Annotated in this window: 23 protein-coding genes; 9 read left to right on the top strand and 14 right to left on the bottom strand. The window is 65.3% G+C overall.

All coding sequences use genetic code 11. The features are described 5' to 3' along the window. Positions 1 to 2 precede the first annotated feature (2 nt). The 6 genes from FCT00_RS14845 to FCT00_RS14820 form a co-directional block, all read right to left on the bottom strand. Positions 3 to 1,064, bottom strand: a complete 1,062-nt coding sequence (locus FCT00_RS14845; protein WP_138423622.1) for a HesA/MoeB/ThiF family protein — start codon at positions 1,062 to 1,064, stop codon at positions 3 to 5. After that, on the bottom strand, positions 1,061 to 1,531 hold the full coding sequence (gene dut / locus FCT00_RS14840; RefSeq protein WP_138423621.1) for a dUTP diphosphatase: 471 nt from the start codon (positions 1,529 to 1,531) through the stop codon (positions 1,061 to 1,063). The genes FCT00_RS14845 and dut overlap by 4 nt, the downstream gene beginning before the upstream one ends. Further along, a complete protein-coding gene (gene coaBC / locus FCT00_RS14835) occupies positions 1,528 to 2,724 on the bottom strand; it encodes a bifunctional phosphopantothenoylcysteine decarboxylase/phosphopantothenate--cysteine ligase CoaBC (RefSeq protein ID WP_138423620.1) in 1,197 nt (398 codons plus the stop codon). Before coaBC ends, dut begins: the two co-directional genes overlap by 4 nt. A 63-nt stretch (positions 2,725 to 2,787) precedes the next feature. Then, positions 2,788 to 3,693, bottom strand: a complete 906-nt coding sequence (locus tag FCT00_RS14830; RefSeq protein ID WP_138423619.1) for a cation diffusion facilitator family transporter — start codon at positions 3,691 to 3,693, stop codon at positions 2,788 to 2,790. A gap of 43 nt (positions 3,694 to 3,736) precedes the next feature. After that, on the bottom strand, positions 3,737 to 4,699 hold the full coding sequence (locus tag FCT00_RS14825; RefSeq protein WP_171043003.1) for a capsular polysaccharide export protein, LipB/KpsS family: 963 nt from the start codon (positions 4,697 to 4,699) through the stop codon (positions 3,737 to 3,739). A 35-nt stretch (positions 4,700 to 4,734) separates the two neighbouring features. After that, positions 4,735 to 5,214, bottom strand: a complete 480-nt coding sequence (locus tag FCT00_RS14820; protein ID WP_171043002.1) for an SH3 domain-containing protein — start codon at positions 5,212 to 5,214, stop codon at positions 4,735 to 4,737. 159 nt (positions 5,215 to 5,373) lie between these two features. Between FCT00_RS14820 and FCT00_RS14815 the strand changes: the two genes are divergently transcribed. Next, positions 5,374 to 6,360, top strand: coding sequence for a 2-hydroxyacid dehydrogenase (locus FCT00_RS14815; RefSeq protein ID WP_040884633.1), 987 nt, complete (start codon positions 5,374 to 5,376; stop codon positions 6,358 to 6,360). Between the two features lie 3 nt (positions 6,361 to 6,363). Here the strand turns inward: FCT00_RS14815 and FCT00_RS14810 are convergent, their stop codons facing one another. Beyond that, complete coding sequence (locus FCT00_RS14810; protein WP_138423617.1) at positions 6,364 to 7,275, bottom strand: DMT family transporter; 912 nt, start codon at positions 7,273 to 7,275, stop codon at positions 6,364 to 6,366. Positions 7,276 to 7,423: 148 nt separating this feature from the next. Here FCT00_RS14810 and FCT00_RS21495 point away from each other — a divergent pair, with 148 nt between their 5' ends. Genes FCT00_RS21495 through FCT00_RS14800 form a run of 3 tightly spaced genes read left to right on the top strand, consistent with a single transcriptional unit; the run spans position 7,424 to position 8,200 of the window. Continuing rightward, the gene (locus tag FCT00_RS21495) at positions 7,424 to 7,588 is read left to right on the top strand and encodes a hypothetical protein (RefSeq protein ID WP_171043001.1); all 165 of its coding nucleotides are present in this window, start codon (positions 7,424 to 7,426) and stop codon (positions 7,586 to 7,588) included. Further along, positions 7,585 to 7,743: a hemin uptake protein HemP gene (hemP, locus tag FCT00_RS14805; RefSeq protein WP_008330633.1), complete on the top strand. Its 159-nt coding sequence runs from the start codon at positions 7,585 to 7,587 to the stop codon at positions 7,741 to 7,743. Before FCT00_RS21495 ends, hemP begins: the two co-directional genes overlap by 4 nt. Positions 7,744 to 7,750: 7 nt before the next feature. Further along, the gene (locus tag FCT00_RS14800; RefSeq protein WP_138423616.1) at positions 7,751 to 8,200 is read left to right on the top strand and encodes a hypothetical protein; all 450 of its coding nucleotides are present in this window, start codon (positions 7,751 to 7,753) and stop codon (positions 8,198 to 8,200) included. A 28-nt stretch (positions 8,201 to 8,228) separates the two neighbouring features. On the opposite strand, the gene FCT00_RS14795 is transcribed toward FCT00_RS14800, so the two are convergent. From FCT00_RS14795 to FCT00_RS14785, 3 genes are all read right to left on the bottom strand, one after another. Further along, positions 8,229 to 9,149, bottom strand: a complete 921-nt coding sequence (locus tag FCT00_RS14795) for a pirin family protein (RefSeq protein ID WP_138423615.1) — start codon at positions 9,147 to 9,149, stop codon at positions 8,229 to 8,231. Positions 9,150 to 9,261: 112 nt separating this feature from the next. Beyond that, positions 9,262 to 10,002 (bottom strand): YebC/PmpR family DNA-binding transcriptional regulator, encoded by a 741-nt coding sequence (locus FCT00_RS14790; protein WP_008330627.1) that lies wholly within the window; start codon positions 10,000 to 10,002, stop codon positions 9,262 to 9,264. Positions 10,003 to 10,237: 235 nt separating this feature from the next. Further along, entirely contained in the window at positions 10,238 to 10,681 is a 444-nt protein-coding gene (locus FCT00_RS14785; RefSeq protein ID WP_138423614.1) for an Lrp/AsnC family transcriptional regulator, read from the bottom strand. A gap of 82 nt (positions 10,682 to 10,763) precedes the next feature. Here FCT00_RS14785 and FCT00_RS14780 point away from each other — a divergent pair, with 82 nt between their 5' ends. Genes FCT00_RS14780 through FCT00_RS14765 form a run of 4 tightly spaced genes read left to right on the top strand, consistent with a single transcriptional unit; the run spans position 10,764 to position 15,209 of the window. Further along, positions 10,764 to 11,357 carry a LysE family translocator gene (locus tag FCT00_RS14780; protein WP_138423613.1) on the top strand — a complete coding sequence of 198 codons (594 nt, stop codon included), beginning with the start codon at positions 10,764 to 10,766 and terminating at the stop codon, positions 11,355 to 11,357. Between the two features lie 31 nt (positions 11,358 to 11,388). Next, entirely contained in the window at positions 11,389 to 13,170 is a 1,782-nt protein-coding gene (locus FCT00_RS14775; RefSeq protein WP_138423612.1) for an SLC13 family permease, read from the top strand. 6 nt (positions 13,171 to 13,176) lie between these two features. Then, positions 13,177 to 14,349: a hypothetical protein gene (locus FCT00_RS14770; protein ID WP_138423611.1), complete on the top strand. Its 1,173-nt coding sequence runs from the start codon at positions 13,177 to 13,179 to the stop codon at positions 14,347 to 14,349. Between the two features lie 59 nt (positions 14,350 to 14,408). Further along, the gene (locus tag FCT00_RS14765; RefSeq protein ID WP_138423610.1) at positions 14,409 to 15,209 is read left to right on the top strand and encodes a DUF1194 domain-containing protein; all 801 of its coding nucleotides are present in this window, start codon (positions 14,409 to 14,411) and stop codon (positions 15,207 to 15,209) included. A gap of 54 nt (positions 15,210 to 15,263) precedes the next feature. Here the strand turns inward: FCT00_RS14765 and scpA are convergent, their stop codons facing one another. Beyond that, positions 15,264 to 17,390, bottom strand: coding sequence for a methylmalonyl-CoA mutase (gene scpA / locus FCT00_RS14760; RefSeq protein ID WP_138423609.1), 2,127 nt, complete (start codon positions 17,388 to 17,390; stop codon positions 15,264 to 15,266). An 84-nt stretch (positions 17,391 to 17,474) separates the two neighbouring features. Between scpA and FCT00_RS14755 the strand changes: the two genes are divergently transcribed. Beyond that, on the top strand, positions 17,475 to 17,915 hold the full coding sequence (locus FCT00_RS14755; protein ID WP_008330616.1) for a DUF4174 domain-containing protein: 441 nt from the start codon (positions 17,475 to 17,477) through the stop codon (positions 17,913 to 17,915). A 7-nt stretch (positions 17,916 to 17,922) separates the two neighbouring features. Here the strand turns inward: FCT00_RS14755 and FCT00_RS14750 are convergent, their stop codons facing one another. The 3 genes from FCT00_RS14750 to FCT00_RS14740 all read right to left on the bottom strand — a co-directional run bounded on the left by FCT00_RS14750 (position 17,923) and on the right by FCT00_RS14740 (position 22,404). After that, on the bottom strand, positions 17,923 to 19,518 hold the full coding sequence (locus FCT00_RS14750; RefSeq protein WP_138423608.1) for a hypothetical protein: 1,596 nt from the start codon (positions 19,516 to 19,518) through the stop codon (positions 17,923 to 17,925). A 141-nt stretch (positions 19,519 to 19,659) separates the two neighbouring features. Then, positions 19,660 to 21,705, bottom strand: a complete 2,046-nt coding sequence (locus FCT00_RS14745; protein WP_138423607.1) for an acetyl-CoA carboxylase biotin carboxylase subunit — start codon at positions 21,703 to 21,705, stop codon at positions 19,660 to 19,662. 294 nt (positions 21,706 to 21,999) lie between these two features. Continuing rightward, on the bottom strand, positions 22,000 to 22,404 hold the full coding sequence (locus tag FCT00_RS14740) for a hypothetical protein (RefSeq protein ID WP_040885582.1): 405 nt from the start codon (positions 22,402 to 22,404) through the stop codon (positions 22,000 to 22,002). Between the last annotated feature and the right edge of the window lie 6 nt (positions 22,405 to 22,410).

Genomic DNA, 22,410 nt, shown 5'->3' with positions numbered 1-22,410 from the left:
AGCTAAGCACCACCCGTCGAAACGTCCAGACCATGTGCGCCGCCGCACGCGGGGCAGTCGGCCCGCCGCTTGAGTTTGATCGACCGCGTATCAGCATAAAGCGCGTCATAGATCATCATCCGGCCACGCAGGGGCTCGCCCGCGCCGGAGATCAGCTTGACCGCCTCGACCGCCATCATCGACCCCAGAACGCCGGGCAGAGGGCCGACCACCCCCGCTTCGGCGCAGGACGGGGCAAGGCCGGGGGCCGGGGCTTCGGGAAAGATGCATTCGTAACACGGCGCGCCCTTGGCCGGATCCCAGACCGAGATCTGCCCCTCCCACTGGGTGAGCGCCGCGCCGACCACAGGCTTGCCCAGCTTGGCGGCGACCCGGTTCACCAGATAGCGCGTCTCGAAATTGTCCGACCCTTCGAGGATCAGATCGTAATCCGCGAACAGGTCTTCGGCGATCTCCTCCGTCAGGCGGCGGTTGTAGGGGCGCACGGCCACATAGGGGTTCTGCGCGACCATCGCCGCCTCAGCCGAGAACACCTTGGGCGTGCCGATCCGGGTGTCTGCGTGGATCACCTGCCGTTGGAGGTTGGAGTTATCGACGGTGTCATCGTCGATCACGCCGATGGTGCCGACCCCCGCCGCCGCGAGATAAAGCAGCGTAGGCGAGCCCAGACCGCCCGCGCCGATCACCAGCACCTTCGCGTCCTTCAGGGCCTTCTGCCCCGGCCCGCCGATTTCACGCAACACGATGTGGCGGGCGTAGCGGCCAAGTTCGGTGTCGGTGAAAGGGCCGTCCTGTGTCGGCTCGACCGGGGTCGAACGGGATCGCAGCGCCCTGACCCCCCGGCTGTAGCCCGCGATGACGAGCAGCACGCCCACCGCCGTTGCCCAGCCAGCGAAACTGCCGCCGAAGAGCTGCGGGATCGGGTTGTCAGGGGGGAGCAGGGCGTGGGCCAGCAGGACGGCCACCAGCACGACGGCGGTCAGAACCCAGCTACGGCTCGCAGGCACCTTGAACAGCGCGCCAAGCCCCCAGATCGCCGCCAGTGCGATGAAAACAAAGATCATTTCGTGCCCGTGGAGCCGAACCCGCCGTCGCCCCGGTGGCTGTCGCCAAGCGCCTCGACCACCTCATAGGTGGCCTGCACCACGGGCGCGACGATGGCCTGCGCGATCCGGTCGCCGTGCCCGATGGTGTAGGGCTCGGCCCCGAAGTTCACCAGAAGCACACCCAGCGGGCCGCGATAATCGCTGTCGATGGTGCCGGGGGTGTTGGGCAGGCTGAGGCCGTGTTTCAGCGCCAGACCGGACCGCGGCCGGATCTGCATCTCGTAGCCTTCCGGGATTTCGACGCGCAGACCCGTGGGCACGATCCGCCGCTCCATCGGTTTGAGCGTGAAGCCCTTTTCCCGATCCTCGGGCATGAGGTTGGCGCGAATATCCGCCCCGGCGGCCCCGGCCGTCTCATAGGACGGGAGCGCCACGTTCCTGTCCGCCCAGTCCTCGCGCAGAACGCGGATCACCGGGCCGCTCATGCCAGCGCCTCGGCGATGCGGGCGGCGAGCTTGCGCGCGACCTCGACCTTGCCCATGCGCGGCCAGTCCTCGGACCCGGCATCCGAGATCAGCGTCACGGCGTTTTCCGACCCGCCCATGATCCCGGTCTCGGGCGACACGTCGTTGGCCACGATCCAGTCGCAGCCTTTGCGGTCGCGTTTGGCGGTGGCATGGGCGATCACGTCATGGGTCTCAGCGGCGAAGCCCACGACCAGCGCGGGCCGCCCGTCGCCCATCCGACTCACGGTGGCGAGGATGTCGGGGTTTTCGGCGAAGTCGAGCGTGGGCAGGGTGCCCGACCCGTCCTTCTTCATTTTCTTGTCCGACGCGCTCGCGACGCGCCAGTCGGCCACGGCGGCGGCGAAGACGGCGGCATCGGCGGGCAGGGCGGACTGAACCGCCTCCAGCATCTCGCGCGCGGTCTGGACCTCGATCACATGCACCCCGCGGGGACGTTCCGCATCGGCCGGACCCGTGACGAAGGTGACGGCGGCGCCCAATGCCGACAGCGCCTCGGCAATCGCCGTGCCCTGCGACCCGGACGAGCGGTTCGCGATATAGCGCACCGGGTCGATGGGTTCGTGGGTCGGCCCGGAGGTGACGAGGATGTGCTTGCCCTTCAAAGGCCCGTCCGCCAGCGCGGCACCGACCGCATCGGCGATCTGGTCAGGCTCGACAAGGCGACCGAGGCCGAACTCGCCACAGGCCATCGCGCCCTCGACGGGGCCAGCAAACAGCACGCCATCCGACATGAGCGTCGCCACGTTGCGCTGCACCGCCGGATGCTCCCACATGCGCACGTTCATCGCGGGGGCGACCAGCACGCGCTTGTCGGTGGCCAGAAGCAGCGTCGAGGCCAAATCGTCCGCCAGCCCGTTCGCCATCTTGCCCAGAAGGTCGGCAGTGGCGGGTGCGACGACCACGAGGTCGGCATCGCGGCTCAGTTCGATATGCCCCATCTCGGCCTCGTCCGTCAGGCTGAAAAGGTCGGTATAGACCTTTTCGGCCGCCAGAGCCGAGGCCGACAAAGGCGTCACGAATTCCTGCCCCGCGCGGGTGATGACCGGCACCACGCTTGCCCCACGCTCACGCAGAATACGGATCAGCGTCAGCGACTTGAACGCCCCGACACCGCCGCCGATGATGAGAAGAACACGTTTACCCGCGAGCATGAGACCCTTCCTTGAAACCTAGTTAAGCGGTTGGCCCGCGCTGGGCAACCGATGCGACACCGCCTAGCGCCGGGACGGGTCCTCGGGATGCGGCTCGACCCCGACCGGGTCTTTGTGGATGAGCACGTCGGTATTGGGAAAGGCCTTCAGGATTTCACGGCGCAGCGCCGCCCCGATCGTATGCGCCTCGTCCAATGTCTGCTGTCCGTCCAACTCGATATGGACGTTCACGAAGGTCACGGACCCGGCCATGCGAGTCTTGAGGTCGTGGAATCCGTGGACGCCGGGAAAGTCGCGGATCACGTCCTCGATCCCCGCGATCATGTCGTCGTCCGCCGCCCGGTCCATGAGCGCGTTGAACGCCCCGCGAAAGATGTTGAGCGCGCCCACGACCAGCATAAGCGCGGCGCCGATGGCGACGATGCTGTCGATGCTCGTCAGCCCGAAGGCGACCGACGCCCAGAGCGAGGCGATCGCCCCGAGGTTCGGGATCAGGTCGCCCAGATAATGCAGGCTGTCCGCCGCGACCACGCGGCTTCCGGTCCGCTTCGCCACGTGCCGCTGCCAGAGGACGAGGCAGACGGTCAGGATGATCGAGACGACCATGACGACGATGCCGCGCCCTTCGTTGGCAAGCTCGGTGGGCGTGTCCGACAACAGCCGCGCGACCGAGGCCCAGGTGATGACGCCCGCCGAAACCATGATGAACAGCGACTGCCCCAGCGCGGCGAGGTCTTCAGCCGAACTGTGCCCGAAGGCGTGATCCTCGTCCGCCGGACGGGCGGCATAGGCGATGGCGGCCAGACCGCCGAGCGAGATCATCAGGTCCATCGCACTGTCGATGAGCGATGCGCCGACCGACAGGGCACGGGTATCGCCAAGCGCCCAGATCTTGAGCCCGACAAGGGTCAGCGCGACAAGGGACGATGCGATCCCTGCCGAAAGGTTCATGCGCGTCGAATTGGCCATGACGTCCCCGTAACTGAGGGGAGTGCTTAGCGCATGGCGCGGGCTACAGAAAGACCTTGTCGGCGATCCGTTCCCATGCGCGATCCGCGAAATTGTCCTTCGCGACTTCGAGCAGGTGACGGTGCAGGAACCAGTAGAGGAATTTCTCGTAGGGAAAGCCCTTCATGCCGGCGCGCCCGTAATCCATCGCCTCGCGCAATTCCGTCGCCGTGCGGGCGGTGAGCGTGGCCTGCCAGTAATCCGATTTGGCGCAGGTCACGACCGTCTTTTTCTGCATCAGGGCTTCGAATCCGGCACCGGAATTCTGCGTGACCACGATGTCGGCGGCTGCGGCGAGGTCATGGACCGAGGCATCGGTGACCATCACATTCGGGTAATCCTGCGCGACCGCGATGATGTCGCGCCGCATCGGTTTCGACTGGGCCGGATGCGGCTTCAGGTAGATCAGCCGCTCGCGTTCATGCTCGGCCACGGTGCGGATCATCTCTTCCGTCGTCAGAAAGTGGGCGCGGTGGGTGTGGCGCTCGATCTCCTGACAGAAGATGGTCGCGCGGGCGCGGTCCAGCCCGCCGTCGACGCGGGCCGGTTGCCGGATCGGCGAGACATTGTGCGACAGCATCCAGCCCGTGACGCCGTTGAAGAAATACTCGGCCGGTTCCTTTTCGATCCGCTCCGGGGCGAACTGGTTGAACCGGATCGAACTGTTCGCCTTGACGCCCACCTCGTCGAGATACCAGAAGCCCGACACCGGACCCAAAGCGACGTGAAGCGCGTCGGGGACGTAACGGGGCGCGTCGCCCATCGTGATATGCACGTTGCGCAGACCCGGCGCCGACATCATCGCCGCGACCTTCGACTCGGCGCGCACCACCCGTGTCTGGATGCCGTCGCGCAGGGCGCGTTCGGCGAGTTTGGGAAAGAAACCATCCGTTCCGTTCACGACCGAGTCGAGCTTGTCCCTGTCGGCATGGATGATGAGAACCCGCCGCCCCTGTTTCATCAACATGCGGGCCGAGGCGGGCGTGGCGATCTCTTCGACGCCTATTCGATGACCTCGCCCGGCTTTAGGCCCCACAAAGCGGATCTCTCCATCCATCCCCGATACCCCCCGACTTTCACGCGGCACCAGACCGGCCCGCATTTGTCCATGTTCACGATCACCCCGGCTTCGAGCCGCGCCTTGACCTGTCCGTCCGCTGCCGCCCGCACCAGCACCGGGGCGAGGTCGCGGTCCACGATGGCCGTCCGTGCGCCCGAGATGAGTGAGTAATGCACCCAGCCGCCGACCCCGTCGCGATCCTGAACCCGGCGCCAATGGCCGAATTCGCCCGTGACCTCCAACGGCATCCCACGGCGGGTGAAAACCCAGTCGATCTTATGCGTGAGTGACGGCCCGCGCCGCACGTTGGCCTCGCTCACCTTCAGCGAAACGAAGCGTGGAATGGGCATGTTGGTGACCGACCCGCGCTCGGCCGCGCGTGCCTCGGCGCCTGAGACGATAAGCCCCAGGACGACAGCCATGAACGCCAGAAATGCGCCTGTCTTCGTCATCGCTCTGCCCGTGAACGCGTGTTGTCGATTATTGGCCGCGCAATTTTATTATCCTGCGCTTGTGCCTTTTTGCGTTCCCTGACACGATGCCACCGATGCGCTGAATTGAAAAGCCACGGGAGGCAGGGCATGGCTCGGAAGCGGTTGAGTGTTGTCGTTACGCGACGGTTGCCCGAGGCGGTCGAAAAGCGGATGGCCGAACTCTTCGACGTCGAATTGAACGAGAACGACGTGCCTATGACGCGCGAGGCGCTGGCGGATGCCATGCGCCGTGCCGACGTGCTGGTGCCGACGCTCACCGATCAGATCGACCAAGGGCTGCTGGCACAGGCCGGAGACAACCTGAAACTCGTCGCGAACTACGGCGCGGGAGTCGATCACATCGACGTTCAGACCGCCCGCCAGCGGGGCATTCTGGTGTCGAACACGCCCGGCGTTTCGGCCGATGACACGGCGGATATGGCGATGGCCATGATTATCGCGGTGACCCGCAAACTGCCGGAAGGCATCCGCAAGATGGCACAGGGCGAATGGAAGGGCTGGGCCCCGACCGCAAGCCTTGGGCGGCGCATCGCCGGCAAACGTCTGGGCATCCTCGGCATGGGCCGGATCGGTCAGGCGGTCGCCCGCCGGGCCAATGCGTTCGGGATGCAGGTCCATTACCACAACCGCAAACAACTCCACCCCGATATCGAGGCCGAGCACAAGGCGACCTATTGGGAAAGCCTCGACCAGATGGTCAGCCGGGTCGACGTTCTGTCGATCAACTGCCCGCACACGCCCTCGACCTTCCACCTGATGAACGCGCGGCGGCTGAAACTGATGAAGCCCGAGGCCGTCATCATCAACACCTCGCGCGGCGAGGTGATCGACGAGAACGCGCTGACCCGGATGCTGCGGGCGGGCGAGATCGGCGGCGCGGGGCTCGACGTGTTCGAACACGGGCACGAGGTGAATCCGCGCCTGCGCGAACTCGACAACGCGGTTCTGTTGCCTCACATGGGGTCGGCGACGGTCGAAGGCCGGATCGAGATGGGCGAGAAGGTCATCATCAATATCAAGACCTTCGACGACGGTCACCGCCCACCCGATCTGGTCGTTCCGGGGATGCTCTGACCCTCAGAATTTCGTCTGGTTGGTGCCGGGCGTCACCCGACGCTTCAGAATGGCCTCGCGGAAGGTGATGAAACTGACGGCGGTGATAATCATGCCGCCGCCGGCGATCACCCACGGGTCCACACCTTCACCGAAGAAGACCGCGCCAAGCGCGACGGACCAGACGAGTTGCAGGAAGGTGATCGGCTGCGTCACGGTCAGCGGGGCCGCCGCGAAGGCCAGCGTCATGGTGTAATGCCCGGCGGTGGCGAAGGCCGCGACGGCGAAAAGCCATCCGATCTCGCTCCAGGTCGGCGTCACCCAGTTCATCAGCGCGACCGGGGTCAGGGCCAGCGCCACGGTGAGCGACAGCATGGCGACGATCACGAAGGGCTCCACCCGTTTCGAGATCGGGCCGAGGATCAGATAGGCGACGGCGAAGGCGAGCGAGGTTCCGATCATCGCCCAGTGCCCCGGCTCGATCTCGCGCACGCCGGGGCGCAGGATCACGAGCGCGCCGACAAGCGCCACAGCGATGGCCGCGATTCTGCGGAACGCGAGCTTTTCGCCAAGGAACAGCGCGGCGCCGACCGTCACGAACACCGGGTTGAGGTAATTGATCGCCGTCACCTCGGCCAAGGGGATGCGGGTCATCGCAAAAAACCAAGCGATAACGCCGACCGCATGGAACAGGCCGCGAATGACGAGCAGGCCGAAGGTCGGCCCGTCCAGCCGGATCGACAGGATGCGCCGCGCGAAGGGAACGAAGAACAAAAGCCCAAGGACATAGCGCAACCACGCGGTTTCGGCGGCGGGAAGCCGTCCCCCGGTCGATTTCACGATCGCCGTGAAGCCCACGAAAAGCAGGCCCGTGACCACCATCCAGAACACACCGACCATGGGGTTGGAGGGTGCAGCATCGCTTGCGTCCGACATGGCGACAAGTGACCCGGAAGCGCGCCGGGGTGCAAGCGCGAAACCGCGATTGACTAATCCGACTGAATTTGTCAGATTTGACTCGTGATCCCCTCCAGCCACCCGCAACCCTCGTCGGGCCAGCCAGAGGTCAGACCGAGGAAAGATCATGAGAAACGCGCAAGAGGCCCGCTCGACGGGCGTGATCGGTGGGGGTGACGGACACCGCGCCCGCACGGAAATCATGGAATTGCTCGCCGAGGCGGGCCTTGGACAGGGATACGGGTTCGAATGGCTACTCGACCGCCTGACGACGACGGAGATGAGCCGATGAACGCGATGTCCAACGAAACCCTCCGCGAAGCGCCCTGTCCGCTCCACCGGGCCGAGGAACTGACGCTGGGCGGCCGGACCGCCAAGATCATGCTGGGCGACGCGCTCTATACCCTGCGCATCACGCGCGCGGGCAAGCTCATCTTGACGAAGTGAGGCGCGGATGGACGGGTCGGTGATCCCCCGTGGCGGCGCGGCCGTCGGCCTGCTGGACGAATTGGGGGCGGTCGAGGCCGGCGCGGTCCTGTGCCTCAGGCTCGTCGGAGGCGCGGCGGATGCGTCGGAGCGACAGGCGTTCGAGGCCGAAACCGGCCCCTACGGCGGGCGCGAGGCGATGTCTGCCATCGGATCGCTTTGCGAGTTGTGCCACCTCTATGGCCGCCGTCCGCTGATGCGCCACCACTTGACGTGCAAATGCCTCGGCGGTGACGAAGCTTGTATCGCGCAGGTCGTGAGTGCCGCGCTCGCAGGCGACCGGGACGATGCGATGCTGATGGCGACCCTGCTGGTGCGCGCCGATCTGGCGCCGAGCCTCGTCTCGCTCGCCGAACGCGCGGGCGTCGCCCTCAGCCGTCTCGCCGCGACGCCGGTGTCGGCGGGTCAGGTGCACTGACCGGGCGGCTGCGTCCGGGTGAACCGGGTCAGGGCAGCGACACGAACTCCTCATCGTCGCCCGGCGGCAGGCGGAACTTGTCCTTGGCCCAGGCCCCCGTCGCCCAGGCCATCTTGGCCTCTTCGATCTTGTCCTTCGACGACGAGACGAAGTTCCACCAGATGTGGCGCGGGCCGTTCAGCGTCTCGCCTCCGAGCAGCATAAGCCGCGCACCCTGCGGCCCTGCCGTCAGTGTCATCGCGTCCCCCGGCCGGAACACCATCATGCGCCCGGCCTCATAGACCTCGCCCGCGACCGCGATGCTGCCGGACAGCACATAGGCCCCCCGATCCTCGTGTTCGTCGGGCAAAGGGATCTTCGCCCCGGCCTCAAGCGTCACATCGGCATAGAACATGTCGTGGAACATCGTCACCGGCGCCCGTTCGCCCCAGCCGCGCCCCATGATGAGCCTGAGCGACTTGCCTTCGCCCTCCAGCACCGGAAGCGCGCCCTCGCCATGATGCTCGAACGAGGCATCGCGATCCTCCTCTTCTTCCGGCAAGGCCACCCATGTCTGAAGCCCGAGCAAGCTCGACGGCGCCGCGCGCGTTTGCGGCGTCGTGCGTTCGGAATGCGCGATGCCGCTCCCCGCCACCATCCAGTTCACCGCTCCGGGCCGGATCATCTGCCGGGTGCCGAGCGAGTCGCGATGCTCGAACTCCCCCTCGACGACATATGTCACGGTGCCGAGCCCGATGTGGGGGTGGGGCTGCACGTCCATCCCGTCGCCGGTGACGAACTCGACCGGGCCGAAATGGTCGAAGAACACGAACGGCCCGACCATGCGGCGCCCGGCGGCGGGCAGGGCGCGGCGCACCTCGAACGGGCCGATGTCACGGCTCCGCGGCACGATTACCGTCTCGATATCGTCCGGCGTCGGGCCGGTGGGCAGGGTGGGGTTCCAGCTCATGTTTCTCTCCTCTCGACTGCTCCCAAAGTGGGGCCGATACGCGAAAGGGAAAAGAAAAACCGGCGCACAGGGGCCGTGCGCCGGTTCGGATGTTCGAAAACGACCCTGACGATCAGAGTTGTTCCATAACCTCGTCGGGGGCCTCGAAGTTGGTCGTCACGCGCTGAACGTCGTCGTCATCCTCAAGCGCGTCGATCAGCTTCATCAGCTTCTGCATCGACTCGAGGTCCATCTCGGTCGTGGTCGTCGGCTTCCAGATCAGCTTGGTCGACTCGGATTCACCGAGTTCCGCCTCCAGCGCCGTCGATACCTCGTTCAGATCCGTGTCGGCGCAATAGATGATATGCCCGTCCTCCGAACTTTCCACATCCATAGCGCCCGCTTCGATCGCGGCCATCATGACGGTATCGGCATCGCCCACCGAAGCCGGATAGACCACTTCGCCCATCCGGTCGAACATGAACCCGACCGATCCGGTTTCGCCCAGGTTCCCGCCGTTCTTCGAAAAGGTCGAGCGTACGGTGGACGCGGTCCGGTTGCGGTTGTCGGTCATCGCCTCGACGATCACCGCCACCCCGTTCGGGCCGTATCCCTCGTACCGGATCTCTTCGTAATCGTCGCCTTCACCGGCCTGCGATTTCTTGATCGCGCGGTCGATCACGTCCTTCGGCACCGAGTTCGACTTGGCTTCCTTCACCGCGAGCCTGAGGCGCGGGTTCTTGTCCGGGTCCGGGTCGCCCATCTTGGCGGCCACGGTGATTTCCTTGGCGAGCTTCGAAAAAAGCTTCGAGCGCGCGGCGTCCTGCCGCCCCTTGCGGTGCTGGATATTCGCCCATTTTGAGTGGCCAGCCATGCATGCCTCCATGCGTATTCATTGCGTCGCGCCTCTATATGTCACCACCCCGGTGGCTCGCAAGCCCGCGTCCCTCTTCTTCGTTTCAAGAAAACCTCGGGAGGTCCGGAGGGCTGGCCCTCCGGTCCCGCACGCGCCACAGGCACAACGACCGGGGGGTGGCGACAGGCCGCCACGGGCTTGGCCGAGCGCAGCGAGGCCCGCCGCGACGGGGCGCAGGCCCCGGCGCAACCCCTCAGCCGCGCTCGTCCTTCGGAGTGCCCACGACGACATGGGTGGTCAGCTGCCGCACGCCGTCCAAGGCACTCACCACATCCGTATGGATCGCCTTGTAGGCGGCAAGATCCGCCGCCTCGACCCGCAGCAGGTATTCCGCCGTCCCGGTTATGTTGTGACACTCGGTGATCTCGGGGCAGGCCAACATGGTACGTTCGAACCGCTCCAGCGCCTTCTTGGAATGATCCGACAGCCCGACCATCAGGAACGCCACGAACCCGGTGCCCATCTTCGTGGGGTCGGTCACAGCGCGGTAACCGCGGATGACGCCGGATTTCTCCATCGCCTGCACGCGGCGCAGGCAGGCCGAGGGCGACAGCCCGACTCGCTCCGCCAATTGTGTGTTGGCGATCCGCCCGTCGCGCTTCAGCTCGCGCAATATTCGATGATCCAGATGGTCCATAGCTGACAATTATTGCAAGGAAATCGCGTTGGAAACACGTATTCGCAATCCCTGGGCGGTCGGCCGATGAAATCATTGCGCCATGACGCACGAACTCCTCATCGCTCTCGTCGGCTTCGCGGCCGTCTCGTCCCTCACACCGGGGCCGAACAACCTGATGCTCATGGCCTCGGGTGCGAATTTCGGATTTCGGCGCACCCTGCCGCATATGCTGGGCGTCGGGGTCGGGTTCACGGTGATGATCGTGCTCGTCGGCGCGGGCCTCATGGCGCTTTTCGACCGCTGGCCGATCCTGCACGATCTGCTCAAGGTCGTCGCCGTGCTCTACCTCGGTTGGCTCGCGTGGAAGATCGCCCATGCCGCCGCGCCGACACAGGCGGGGCAGGAGGCACGGCCGATGACCTTCCTGCAAGCCGCGGCCTACCAATGGGCCAACCCGAAAGCCTGGTCGATGGCGCTGACCGCCATCGCCGCCTATGCGCCCGAGCGCACGCTCGTCGCGGTCGTGCTGGTCGCGCTCGTCTTCGGCGCGGTGAACCTGCCTTCGGTGTCGGTCTGGACCGTGCTGGGCGGGCGGGTGCGCCTGTGGCTGACGGACGCGCGGCGGCTGACGGTCTTCAACTGGACCATGGCCACGCTGCTCCTCGCCTCGCTCATCCCGGTGGTTATGGCGTGACCCGCGCCGCCCGAGGCGCTAAGCCTTTGGCATGACTTTGGATCAGATCATTCTCTTCGGGCTGTTCGTCGGCGTCTTCGCTCTCCTGCTCTGGGGAAAATTCCGCTACGATATGGTCGCCTTCGGGGCCCTGATCCTCGGCGCGATCATCGGCGTCGTGCCCAAGGACGAGGTTTTTTCCGGCTTCGGTCACCCCGCCACGCTCATCGTCGCGCTGGTCCTCATCGTGTCGGCGGGCCTCGTGCGTTCCGGCGCGGTGTTCCTCATCACCCGCACGCTGGTGGACTCGTCGCGCAAGCTCGGCGCGCATATCGCCGTAATGGGCGCGATCGGCGGCGTGTTGTCGGCTTTCATGAACAACGTCGCCGCGCTCGCGCTTCTGATGCCCGTCGACATCCAGACCGCGCGCAAGGCGGGCCGCGCGCCGGGCCTCAGCCTCATGCCTCTCAGCTTCGCGACGATCCTCGGCGGCATGGCCACGCTCATCGGCACCCCGCCAAACATCATCATCGCTTCGATCCGTGGTGAAAGCCTGGGCGAGCCGTTTCGGATGTTCGACTTCGCCCCCGTCGGCGCCCTGACCGCACTGGTCGGCCTCGTCTTCGTCGCCTTCATCGGCTGGCGGCTGATCCCCAAGGCCGAGCAGGGCGGGGCGGCCATCGACCCGATGCAGGATTATTCCGACTACACCGCCGAACTGGTGGTTCCCGACGAGGCCAAGATCGTCGGTAAGCGGGTCGAAGAGATCTACGAGGACGCGGAAAGCAACGACGTCGTGATCCTCGGCCTGATCCGGGACGGCAAACGCAAATACGGCACCCAGCGCACGACCAAGATCGAGGCAGGCGACATTCTCGTGCTCGAGGCGACGCCCGAGGCGCTGGACGAATTCCGCGCCTCCCTGTCCCTCGGCTTCGCCGACACCAAGCGAGAGGAACGGTTGCGCGCGGACGGGGCCGGCCTGTCCAAGATCGAAGTGGTCGTGACCGACGACAGCCGCATCAACGGCAAGACCGCGCAGGCCATCGGTCTGAACTGGCGGCGTCATGCGGTCCTGCTTGGCATCCGCCGGTCGGAAAAGAAATTCCGCTCCAAGATCGCCAAGACCCCGGTGAAAGCCGGCGACATCCTACTCCTCCTCGTCCCCTCGGGGCAGGAGGCCGCTGTGACCGAGTGGCTGGGTGCGCTCCCACTGGCCGAACGTGGCCTCGCCGTGACGCAGGAGCGCAAGGTCTGGCTCGCCATCGGCATGTTCGCCGTCGCGGTCGCGCTGGCCAGTTTCGGCCTCGTCTATCTGCCCGTCGCGCTGGGCGCGGTCGTGATCGGGTTCGTTCTGACCGGCATCGTGCCGTTGACCGAGGTCTACGATCACGTCGAATGGCCCGTCGTCGTCCTCCTCGGCTCGATGATCCCGCTGGGCGCGGCGCTGGAAGCCTCCGGGGGCACGCAACTCATCGCCAATGGTCTCGTCTCGATCACGAATGGCCTGCCGCCCTGGGCCGTGCTCACGCTTTTGATGGTCGTCACCATGTCGTTGTCAGATGTGCTGAACAACACTGCGACGGCCATCGTCGCGGCCCCTGTGGGCATCCAGATGGCGGCGGCGCTCGACAAGAACCCCGACCCGTTCCTGATGGCCGTGGCGGTGGCGGCGTCCTGCGCCTTCCTGACGCCCATCGGGCACAAGAACAACACGCTGATCCTTGGCCCCGGCGGCTATCGCTTCGGCGATTACTGGCGGATGGGCCTGCCGCTCGAGGGTATCGTCGTGGCGACCTCGATTCCGCTCATCCTGATCTTCTGGCCGATGTGACACCCAATGGAATACGCCGATCTCGTCGAAACCATCCTGAAACGCGGCAACCTGACCCTGACGCCCGACGAGGCCGCCGTGCTGGAAACCGCGCCCGACGATTACCTGCCCGCCCGCCGCATCCTCGGCGCGCACGCCTTCAACACCGGCGACACCGCAAAGGCGGTCGAGATCACGCGGGCGGTCTATGAGCTTGAACCCAACCGCGAAAACGCCTCGAACCTGATTTCGGCACTCACCCGCGCCAACCTCGTGGACGAGGCGCTTGCGGTCGCGGGTGATGACAGGACGCCGATCCCCGATGTGCTTCGGGCGAGCTATATGTCCGAGTTGAACGGGCGAAAGGGCAATCTGGAAGAGAACAGGCGCTGGTCGATCCGGGCGCTCGAATTGAAAGAGACCGAAGCGCCGGTCCTTGGCGACCGCCCCGCGCCGGTCACGCATCGCTTCGACCCCGAACGACCCGAGCGCAACATCATCGCCTATTCGCTATGGGGCAATGGCGCGCGATATCTTGAGGGCGCGGTGCGCAATGCCATCGTCGCGCGCTATGTCTATCCGGGCTGGACGCCCCGCTTCTATATCGACGAGAGCGTGCCGGAAGCGGCACGCAAGGAGCTTCGCGCGAACGGTGCCCAGCTTCGCATGGTGCCCTCGTTGCCCGTGAACCGCTACGGTCTGTTCTGGCGCTTTCTGGTCGAGGACGACCGGGACGTGGATATCTACGTCTGCCGCGATGCCGACAGCGTGCCCACGATCCGCGAACGCGTGGCGGTGCAGGACTGGCTGAACTCCGGTCAGCCGTTCCACGTCATGCGCGATTTCCTGACGCATTCCGAATTGGTCCTCGCGGGCCTCTGGGGGGCGCATCGCGGCAATATTCCCGGCATGGGCAAACGCATCCTCGCCTTCGCCAAGTCGCGCGAAAAGGTGCTGAACTCCCGCGTGGACGACCAGTTGTTCCTCCGGCGCGAGGTCTGGCCGTGGATGCGCGACCGGGTCTTCGTGCAGGACAGCGCCTTCGGCTACGGCGAAAGCGCGCCGTTCAGCCCGGATTACCCGCTGCCGGGGCGGATGCACGTAGGTCAGGACGATTATGCCCACCGCGAAGCTCAGGCGCAGCTTCGTGCCGCGAAGGCGGCGGGCTACAGGGTCCGGCGCAAGGATGCGGACGGCTGAAGTCCGGGCCACCACCTTGTGAATAGACAGCGCGGGCCGGCCCCCGCCATGCTGCGGGAATGAAAACGCTCGCCTTGCTCGTCGCCCTGATCCTGTCCGCCACGCCGCTTCGTGCGCAGCCGATCCTCGTCGATCTGGAACTGGCGCTCATGGTCGACGTGTCGCGGTCGGTCAGCTATCACGAGCTGGAAATCCAGCGGCGCGGCTATGCCGCCGCCCTCCGGTCGGATGCGCTGGCGGAAGCGGTGGGTTCGGGCGCGATGGGGCGGATCGCGATCACCTATGTCGAATGGGCGGGCAGTCAGCGCGAGATCGTGCCCTGGACGCTCATCGAATCCCGCGAAGACCTGCACGCCTTCGCCGATGCGCTCACCGTCACCTTCAACCCGACCATGCGCCGGACCTCGATTTCCGAGGCTTTGGCCTACGCGACCGCCGCGATCAATTCGAACGACTACGACGGGATCAGGCGTGTCATCGACGTCTCCGGCGACGGGCCGAACAATCAGGGACGCCATGTGGAAGAGATGCGCGACGCCGCGATTTCGCAGGGCATCGTCATCAACGGCCTGCCGCTTCTCACGCAGGACGGGCTGTGGAGCCTGTGGAGCATCGACGACCTCGACGTCTATTACCGCGATTGCGTGATCGGCGGGCCGGGGGCCTTCGTGGTTCCCGTGCTCGGGTGGGAGGATTTCGCGGATGCCGTGCTGCAAAAGCTGGTGATGGAGGTGTTCATCGGGTCGATCCCGCCCGCCGAACAGATCATCCCCGTGCAATACAACGAAGGCGAAAGCTACGATTGCCTGATCGGGGAAAAGATGTGGGCGCAGCGGTCGCAGGACTGGAACATGCCCTGAACGAAAAGGGCCGAGCGTTGGCCCGGCCCCTTGTTCTGTCGTGTCTGATAAATCCTAGGCGCGAGCGGCGCGGACGAGCTTCAGGATATCCTTGGCCGCTTCGGGGATGTTCGTGCCCGGCCCGAAGATCGCCTTCACCCCTGCTTTCTTCAGGAAGTCATAGTCCTGCTGCGGAATGACGCCGCCGCAGATCACGATGATGTCGCCCGCGTCCTGCGCCTTGAGCGCCTCGATCAGCTTGGGGGCGAGCGTCTTGTGACCCGCCGCCTGTGACGAGATGCCGACCACGTGCACGTCGTTTTCCACCGCGTCCTGCGCCGCCTCTTCCGGCGTCTGGAAGAGGGGGCCGACGTCCACGTCGAACCCGATGTCGGCGAACGCGGTCGCGATGACCTTGGCCCCCCGGTCGTGCCCGTCCTGACCCATCTTGACGACGAGCATACGCGGGCGGCGGCCTTCTTCTTCGGCGAAGGCCTCGACGTCTTTCTGGATCGCGGCGAAGCCCTCGTCGCCCTCGTAGGCCGCGCCATAGACACCGGCCAGCGTTTTGACTTCCGCGCGGTGACGGCCGAATTCCTTTTCCATCGCCATCGAGATTTCTCCCACTGTGGCCCGGGCGCGCGCGGCTTCCACCGCGGCTTCGAGCAGGTTGCCGCCTTCCTTGGCGCGGCGGGTGAGTTCATCCAAAGCCGCGTCGCAGGCGGCCTGATCGCGTTCGGCGCGGATACGCTCCAGCGCCTTCACCTGACCCTCGCGCACGCGCACGTTGTCGACGTCGAGAATGTCGATCGGGTCTTCGTGGTCCTTGCGATACTTGTTCACGCCCACGATGACTTCGGTGCCCCGGTCGATGTCGGCCTGACGCCGCGCCGCGGTCTCCTCGATCCTGAGTTTGGGCATACCGGAGGCGACGGCCTTGGTCATGCCGCCCATCTCTTCGATCTCTTCGATCAATTCCCACGCCTTGTCGGCCAGTTCCGCCGTCAGCGCCTCGACATAGTAAGAGCCGGCGAGGGGATCGACCACGTTGGTGATCCCGGTCTCTTCCTGAAGGATAAGCTGCGTGTTGCGCGCGATCCGGGCCGAGAACTCGGTCGGGAGCGCGATGGCCTCGTCGAGCGCATTGGTGTGGAGCGACTGCGTGCCGCCAAGCGCGGCCGACATCGCCTCATAGGCCGTGCGCACCACGTTGTTGTAGGGGTCCTGCTCCTGCAAGCTTACGCCCGAAGTCTGGCAGTGGGTGCGCAGCATCTTGGAGCGATCGTTCTTGGCGCCCACCTCGGTCATGATCCGGTGCCACAAGAGCCGCGCGGCGCGCAGCTTGGCGGCCTCCATGAAGAAGTTCATGCCGATCGCGAAGAAGAACGACAGACGGCCCGCGAACTTGTCCACGTCCATCCCGGCGTCCATCGCCGCTTTGACGTATTCCTTGCCGTCCGCCAGCGTGAACGCCAGCTCCTGCACGAGGTTCGCGCCCGCTTCCTGCATGTGGTAGCCGGAGATCGAGATCGAGTTGAACTTGGGCATTTCGTTGGACGTGTATTCGATGATGTCCGAGATGATCCGCATCGAAGGCTCGGGCGGATAGATATAGGTGTTGCGGACCATGAATTCCTTCAGAATGTCGTTCTGAATGGTCCCCGACAGCACCGCCCGGTCATGCCCCTGCTCTTCGCCGGTCACGATGAAGTTGGCGAGGATCGGGATCACCGCGCCGTTCATCGTCATGGACACGGAGACTTGATCGAGCGGGATACCGTCGAACAGGATCTTCATGTCCTCGACACTGTCGATGGCCACGCCCGCCTTGCCGACGTCGCCCACGACGCGTTCATGGTCCGAGTCGTAGCCCCGGTGAGTGGCCAGATCGAAGGCGACCGAGACGCCCTGCTGACCGGCGGCCAGCGCCTTGCGATAAAAGGCGTTGCTCTCTTCCGCGGTCGAGAAACCGGCGTATTGGCGAATGGTCCAGGGCCGCCCGGCGTACATCGTCGCCTTCACGCCACGGGTGAACGGGCCGAAACCGGGGAGGCTGCCCATATGCGGCAGATCCTTCACATCGTCGTGGGTATAGACCGGTTTGACCGTGATCCCCTCGAGGGTTTCCCAGTTCAGATCGTCTACGGCGCGGCCCCGCAATTCCTTTTCGGCCAGCGCTTTCCAGTCGTTCTGGTCGCTCATTGGCTAACTCCTTGCATTGCGCCGGAAATCCGGCTCTTTGTTCGCGTGTCTCCCGCCCCTATATTGAGGGCAGAAGGAGAAGAGATGTTCAGAACCGCTGCCTTGGCCGGGCTCGTGATGCTCGCCGCACCTGTCGCCCATGCTGCCGAAGAGGCACCGGAACTGCCGATCATCGAGGCGGGCGAGCACACGCTGTCCGAATTCAAGTGGGAAGCGCGCCCTTTGGTGATCTTCGCCGACAGTCCGAACGACCCCCGGTATCTGGAACAGCTTGCTTTCATCGCCGACCGGCCCGAGCCGCTGATCGAGCGGGACGTGGTCGTCATCACCGATACGGACCCCGACAACCTGTCGCCGATCCGCAAGGAGCTTCGCCCCCGCGATTTCATGATCGTGCTCATCGGCAAGGACGGGCAGAAATACCTGCGCAAACCCTTCCCTTGGGAGGTGCGCGAACTGACCCGTTCCATCGACAAGATGCCGGTGCGGTTGCAGGAAGTGCAGGACCAGCGGCTGGTGCGGTAACGGCGCATCATGGCTCCATCCCCTCGGCCCAGACGAAACGGCTGTGGGGAAGAAGCGTGGGAATCCACGCCTCAAGCGCACCCGTCAGCATCGCCACATTGTCTGGCGACGTGGCGTAGAACGAGACAACGTAGCCGCCAAGGAACCCGCCCGGAATGGTCAGTTGGAACTCGCCTACCTTGACCCAATCCGCGCCGATCCCGTCCTCGAACCAGTGGTCATAGACCAGCGCGACGGGCACGTCGTATTTCGCGGTCAGATCGCCGGTCCAGCCCGGCACCGGGGCGGTGGTGCGGATTTCGCGCGCTTCGGCTGAGGCGAGACCCCAAAGGTCCAGCACATAGTTGTCGTTCTGCCATGCGACATAGCCCAGATCGTTCACGGCCACGTCGGTCTGCAGATAGTCCTTCACGAAACGCGCCATCTGCCCCTGCTGCGTATGGATCGCGCGGGCCGAGGGCGGCAGTTCGAAGAAATGCATGGGCAGGCGATAGGCCAGCGCCCCGCCAAGGATCAGCGCCGCAACCCCGCCGATGGCCAGCGGCGTCACCGCGCCTTGGGTGGCCTTGGGCAGAAGCGCGAGGAACCCGGCGGCGGTCATGACGAGGATGTAGTGCTCATAGCGGTTGAGCCAGCCGATCTGACCCGCCAGCAGATGCGCGGCGGCGGCGGCACCGATGACCAGCACCAGCGCTCCCCAGCGCGTGCCCTTGAGCGGTGTCGCCCGCCACATCAGGAATGAGGCGAGCGCGAGGACGGCGACGAACATCCCGCCCGGCTCGCGCAGGTTCACAAGGAGGATCGCGAGACGCAGCTGGATGAACCCCGGCTCGTCCCCCGGATCGGTCATGCTGAGTTTCGTCTGCACCGACGACGGCAGGGGGTCGAGGCCCTGCGAGACGAGGAAGCCCATGAACATCAGGATCGGCAGCACCGTCGCGGCGGCGGTCGCCAGCCCGTTCCGGCGGCTGCCCGTCAGGAACAGCGCACAGGCGGCGATCAGCCCCGGCGCCAGCCCTTCGATGCGGAACGCGGCCCCGAAGAAGGCGCCGACAAGTATCAGGCCAACCCCGCCATTATCGGAAAAGTGACGGTGGAGGCCCAGAAGCAGCGCCAAAGTCGCCGCCGCATGTAGGGAATGTTCCATTCCGACGAAGGCGACCATCGGCATCATCACGGCGATGGGGCCAAGCACGGCGGCGGCCAGCCCCAGCCAGCGCCATTCGGCGCGCCCATAGCCCGCCTCGACCAGCAGGCGACCCCAGAGCCATGCGGCAAGGATCAGGCCGACGCCGCTCCAGATCAGGGGCAGGTAGCGGTGAAACTCGGTCCCGGCGAAGGGGACCAGCAGAAAGGGAAACAGCGCGGACGAACCGGGGGAGGCGGCTTCGCCAAGGTTCACGCCGTATTCGCCCTCAGCAATCACTTCGGCCAGCGCGAGGTGGATGTAGGGGTCGTCGAGCGGATAATCGAAAACGCCGCCGGTCAGCGACAGGACGATCCCCTGCATCACGGCGAAGATCAGAACCGCGCTCGCCACCGACAGCGCCGAAAGCGGCCAACGGCCTGCGGAAAAGGTCTGCCCGTCGTCGGTCAGGGTCATGCTCATGCCTCGTGCCATTCGTTTTTGGCGCAAGCTAGCACGGTGCCGGGACGCAGCCAGTGACGGGCGCGGCGAAAACCGTGAGGCGCGGCCAAATGGCCGCACAGGTTCACGGATATGTCGCCGCGCCCAGCCATAGGATCATTCGAATTCCATGATCACTTCGTCGACCGCCAGACTGTCGCCGGGGCCTGCGTTGATCTTGGTCACGACCGACTTTTTCTCGGCGCGCAGGATGTTCTCCATCTTCATCGCCTCGATGGTGCACAGCGCCTGACCTTCCTGCACCTCCTGACCCTCTTCCACGTCGATCTTCACGACGAGGCCGGGCATCGGGCAGAGCAGCATCTTCGACGTGTCGGGTGCCACCTTTTCCGGCATCAGAAGCGCAAGCTCGTGGGTGCGCGGAGTGCGCACATGCACGGCCAACTCGGCCCCGCGCGTGCGGATCTTGAAGCCGTTGGTGATCTTGCCGACCTTCAGCACGACCGGCTCGCCGTCCACATCGACATGGGCCAGCTGATCGCCCGGCGTCCAGTCGGACGCGACACGCATCGCGCTGCCATCGTCGAAGTTCACGGTCGACCCCTCGCGGTCCGCGTCGATGGTCACGGGATAGACGGCATCCTGAAGCGACACGACCCAATCGCGGCCCACGGTGCGTTCGTGGTTGTCCATCGTGCCGGAAATGCGCGTGCGCCGGATCTCGGTCACGCGGAACATCGCGGCGCAGGCGGCGGCGATGCGCTTGAGGTGCGCCTCGTCCAGCGTCACGCCTTCGAACCCTTCGGGGTATTCTTCCGCGATGAAGGCGGTGGTCATGTCGCCCGACACGAATTTCGGGTGATCCATCACGGCCGACAGGAACGGCAGGTTGTGCCCGATCCCCTCGACCTCGAAGCTGTCCAGCGCCACGCGCATCGCTTCGATCGCTTCGGCCCGCGTCGGCGCCCAAGTGCAGAGCTTGGCGATCATCGGATCGTAATACATGCTGATCTCGCCGCCTTCGTAGACGCCGGTGTCGTTGCGCACGGCGGTCTCGCCCTCGGGCGCGTCACCTTGCCATTTGCCGTTGGTGACCAGCGGCCCGGCGGCGATTTCCTCGGGCGGGCGGTAGCGGGTCAGACGCCCGATCGAGGGCAGGAAGCCGCGATAGGGGTCTTCGGCGTAAAGCCGGTTCTCGATGGCCCAGCCGTCGATGGTCACGTCGTCCTGCGTGATCGTCAGCTTCTCGCCGTTCGCAACCCGGATCATCTGTTCGACCAGATCGACGCCCGTGATGAGCTCCGTCACCGGGTGCTCCACCTGAAGGCGCGTGTTCATTTCGAGGAAGTAGAAATTCTTGTCGCCATCGACGATGAATTCCACGGTGCCGGCGCTCGCATACCCAACGGCCTTGGCCAGCGCGACGGACTGCTCGCCCATCGCCTTGCGGGTGGCTTCGTCAAGGAAGGGCGAGGGGGCCTCTTCCACGACCTTCTGGTTGCGGCGCTGGATCGAGCACTCGCGTTCGTTCAGGTAAATGCCGTTGCCGTGGGCATCGCAGAGCACCTGAATTTCGATGTGGCGCGGCTGCGTGACGAACTTTTCGATGAAAATCCGGTCATCGCCAAAGCTGTTCGCGGCCTCGTTCTTGGACGACTGAAAGCCTTCGCGCGCCTCGGTGTCGTTCCACGCGATCCGCATCCCCTTACCGCCGCCCCCGGCGGAGGCCTTGATCATCACCGGATAGCCGATCTCGTTCGAGATTTTCACGGCTTCCTCGGCGTCCTCAATGAGGCCCATGTAACCGGGCACGGTCGACACGTTCGCGTCCTGCGCGATCTTTTTCGACGTGATCTTGTCGCCCATCGCCTCGATCGCGCCCTTCGGCGGGCCGATGAAGGCGACGCCAGCGGCCTCGAGCGCCTCGGCGAACTTGGCGTTCTCGGACAGGAAGCCATAGCCGGGGTGCACGGCTTCGGCCCCCGACTGCTTGATCGCGTCCATCACCTTGTCGATGACGATATAGGACTGGTTGGCGGGCGGCGGGCCGATGTGGATCGCCTCATCCGCCATCTGCACGTGCAGCGCGTGGCGGTCCGCATCCGAATAGATCGCGACGGTCTGGATGCCCATTTTCTTCGCGGTTTTCATCACGCGGCAGGCAATCTCGCCCCGGTTCGCAATCAGGATCTTCTTGAACATCTCCTGTCCCTCTCTCTTACGTCTCGTTGGCGGCGCTGCCGCGGGTATGGGGAAGCGGTCGCTCGACGCCAAAGGGCGGAGCGGCAAAGAAAACCCCGGGTTGGCCAGGGGAGGCCAACCCGGGCAGAAGGGGAAGGGTAACGGTTTGACTAAACCAGGCAGAACACCGGGATAGAGCGTCTGCCATGTGTGTGACGGTGCCAGAGGTTTTCGGGGCCGAACAGCGCGAAACGCGCGCCGCGGCCCGATGCGCCAAACCTTGCGCAAATCCTTGGAGGGGAAGCGAAAAGTTGCTCATTCGTCGTCCCAGCCCTCATCATCGAACGCGTCGTCCTCGAACCCGAAATCCGCATCGTCGCTGAAGATTTCGGGGAAACTCGCTTCGGCCACGCGCCGGTCGATCCTGAGCATCGCCTCGTAGCTTTTCGGGTCGAACGGGTCTTCGGCGGCCACGACTTCGCGGCCAAAGAGCCATGACAGGCGCCCCGCATCCAGATTGCCGCGCTCGAACGGCTCTTCGCCGAAATAATCCCACAGCGCGGCCATGAACCCCATGTCGGCGCGCTTGTCGGCATGTTTGCGGTCCGCGAACCGTTCGCGCTTGATAAGCGGGGTCGCGCCCTTCTTGTTCGCGCGGCGCACGGTGAACTGGAAATCCGTGCCCGGCAGACGGCCCGGAAAGCCGCGATGCTTGGTCATGTAGGG

This window comes from Maritimibacter alexandrii, from assembly GCF_005871115.1.
Classification (GTDB): Bacteria; Pseudomonadota; Alphaproteobacteria; order Rhodobacterales; family Rhodobacteraceae; genus Maritimibacter; species Maritimibacter alkaliphilus.
Note: the sequence above shows the minus strand (reverse complement) of the source record. Positions and strands in the feature narration are given on the sequence as shown.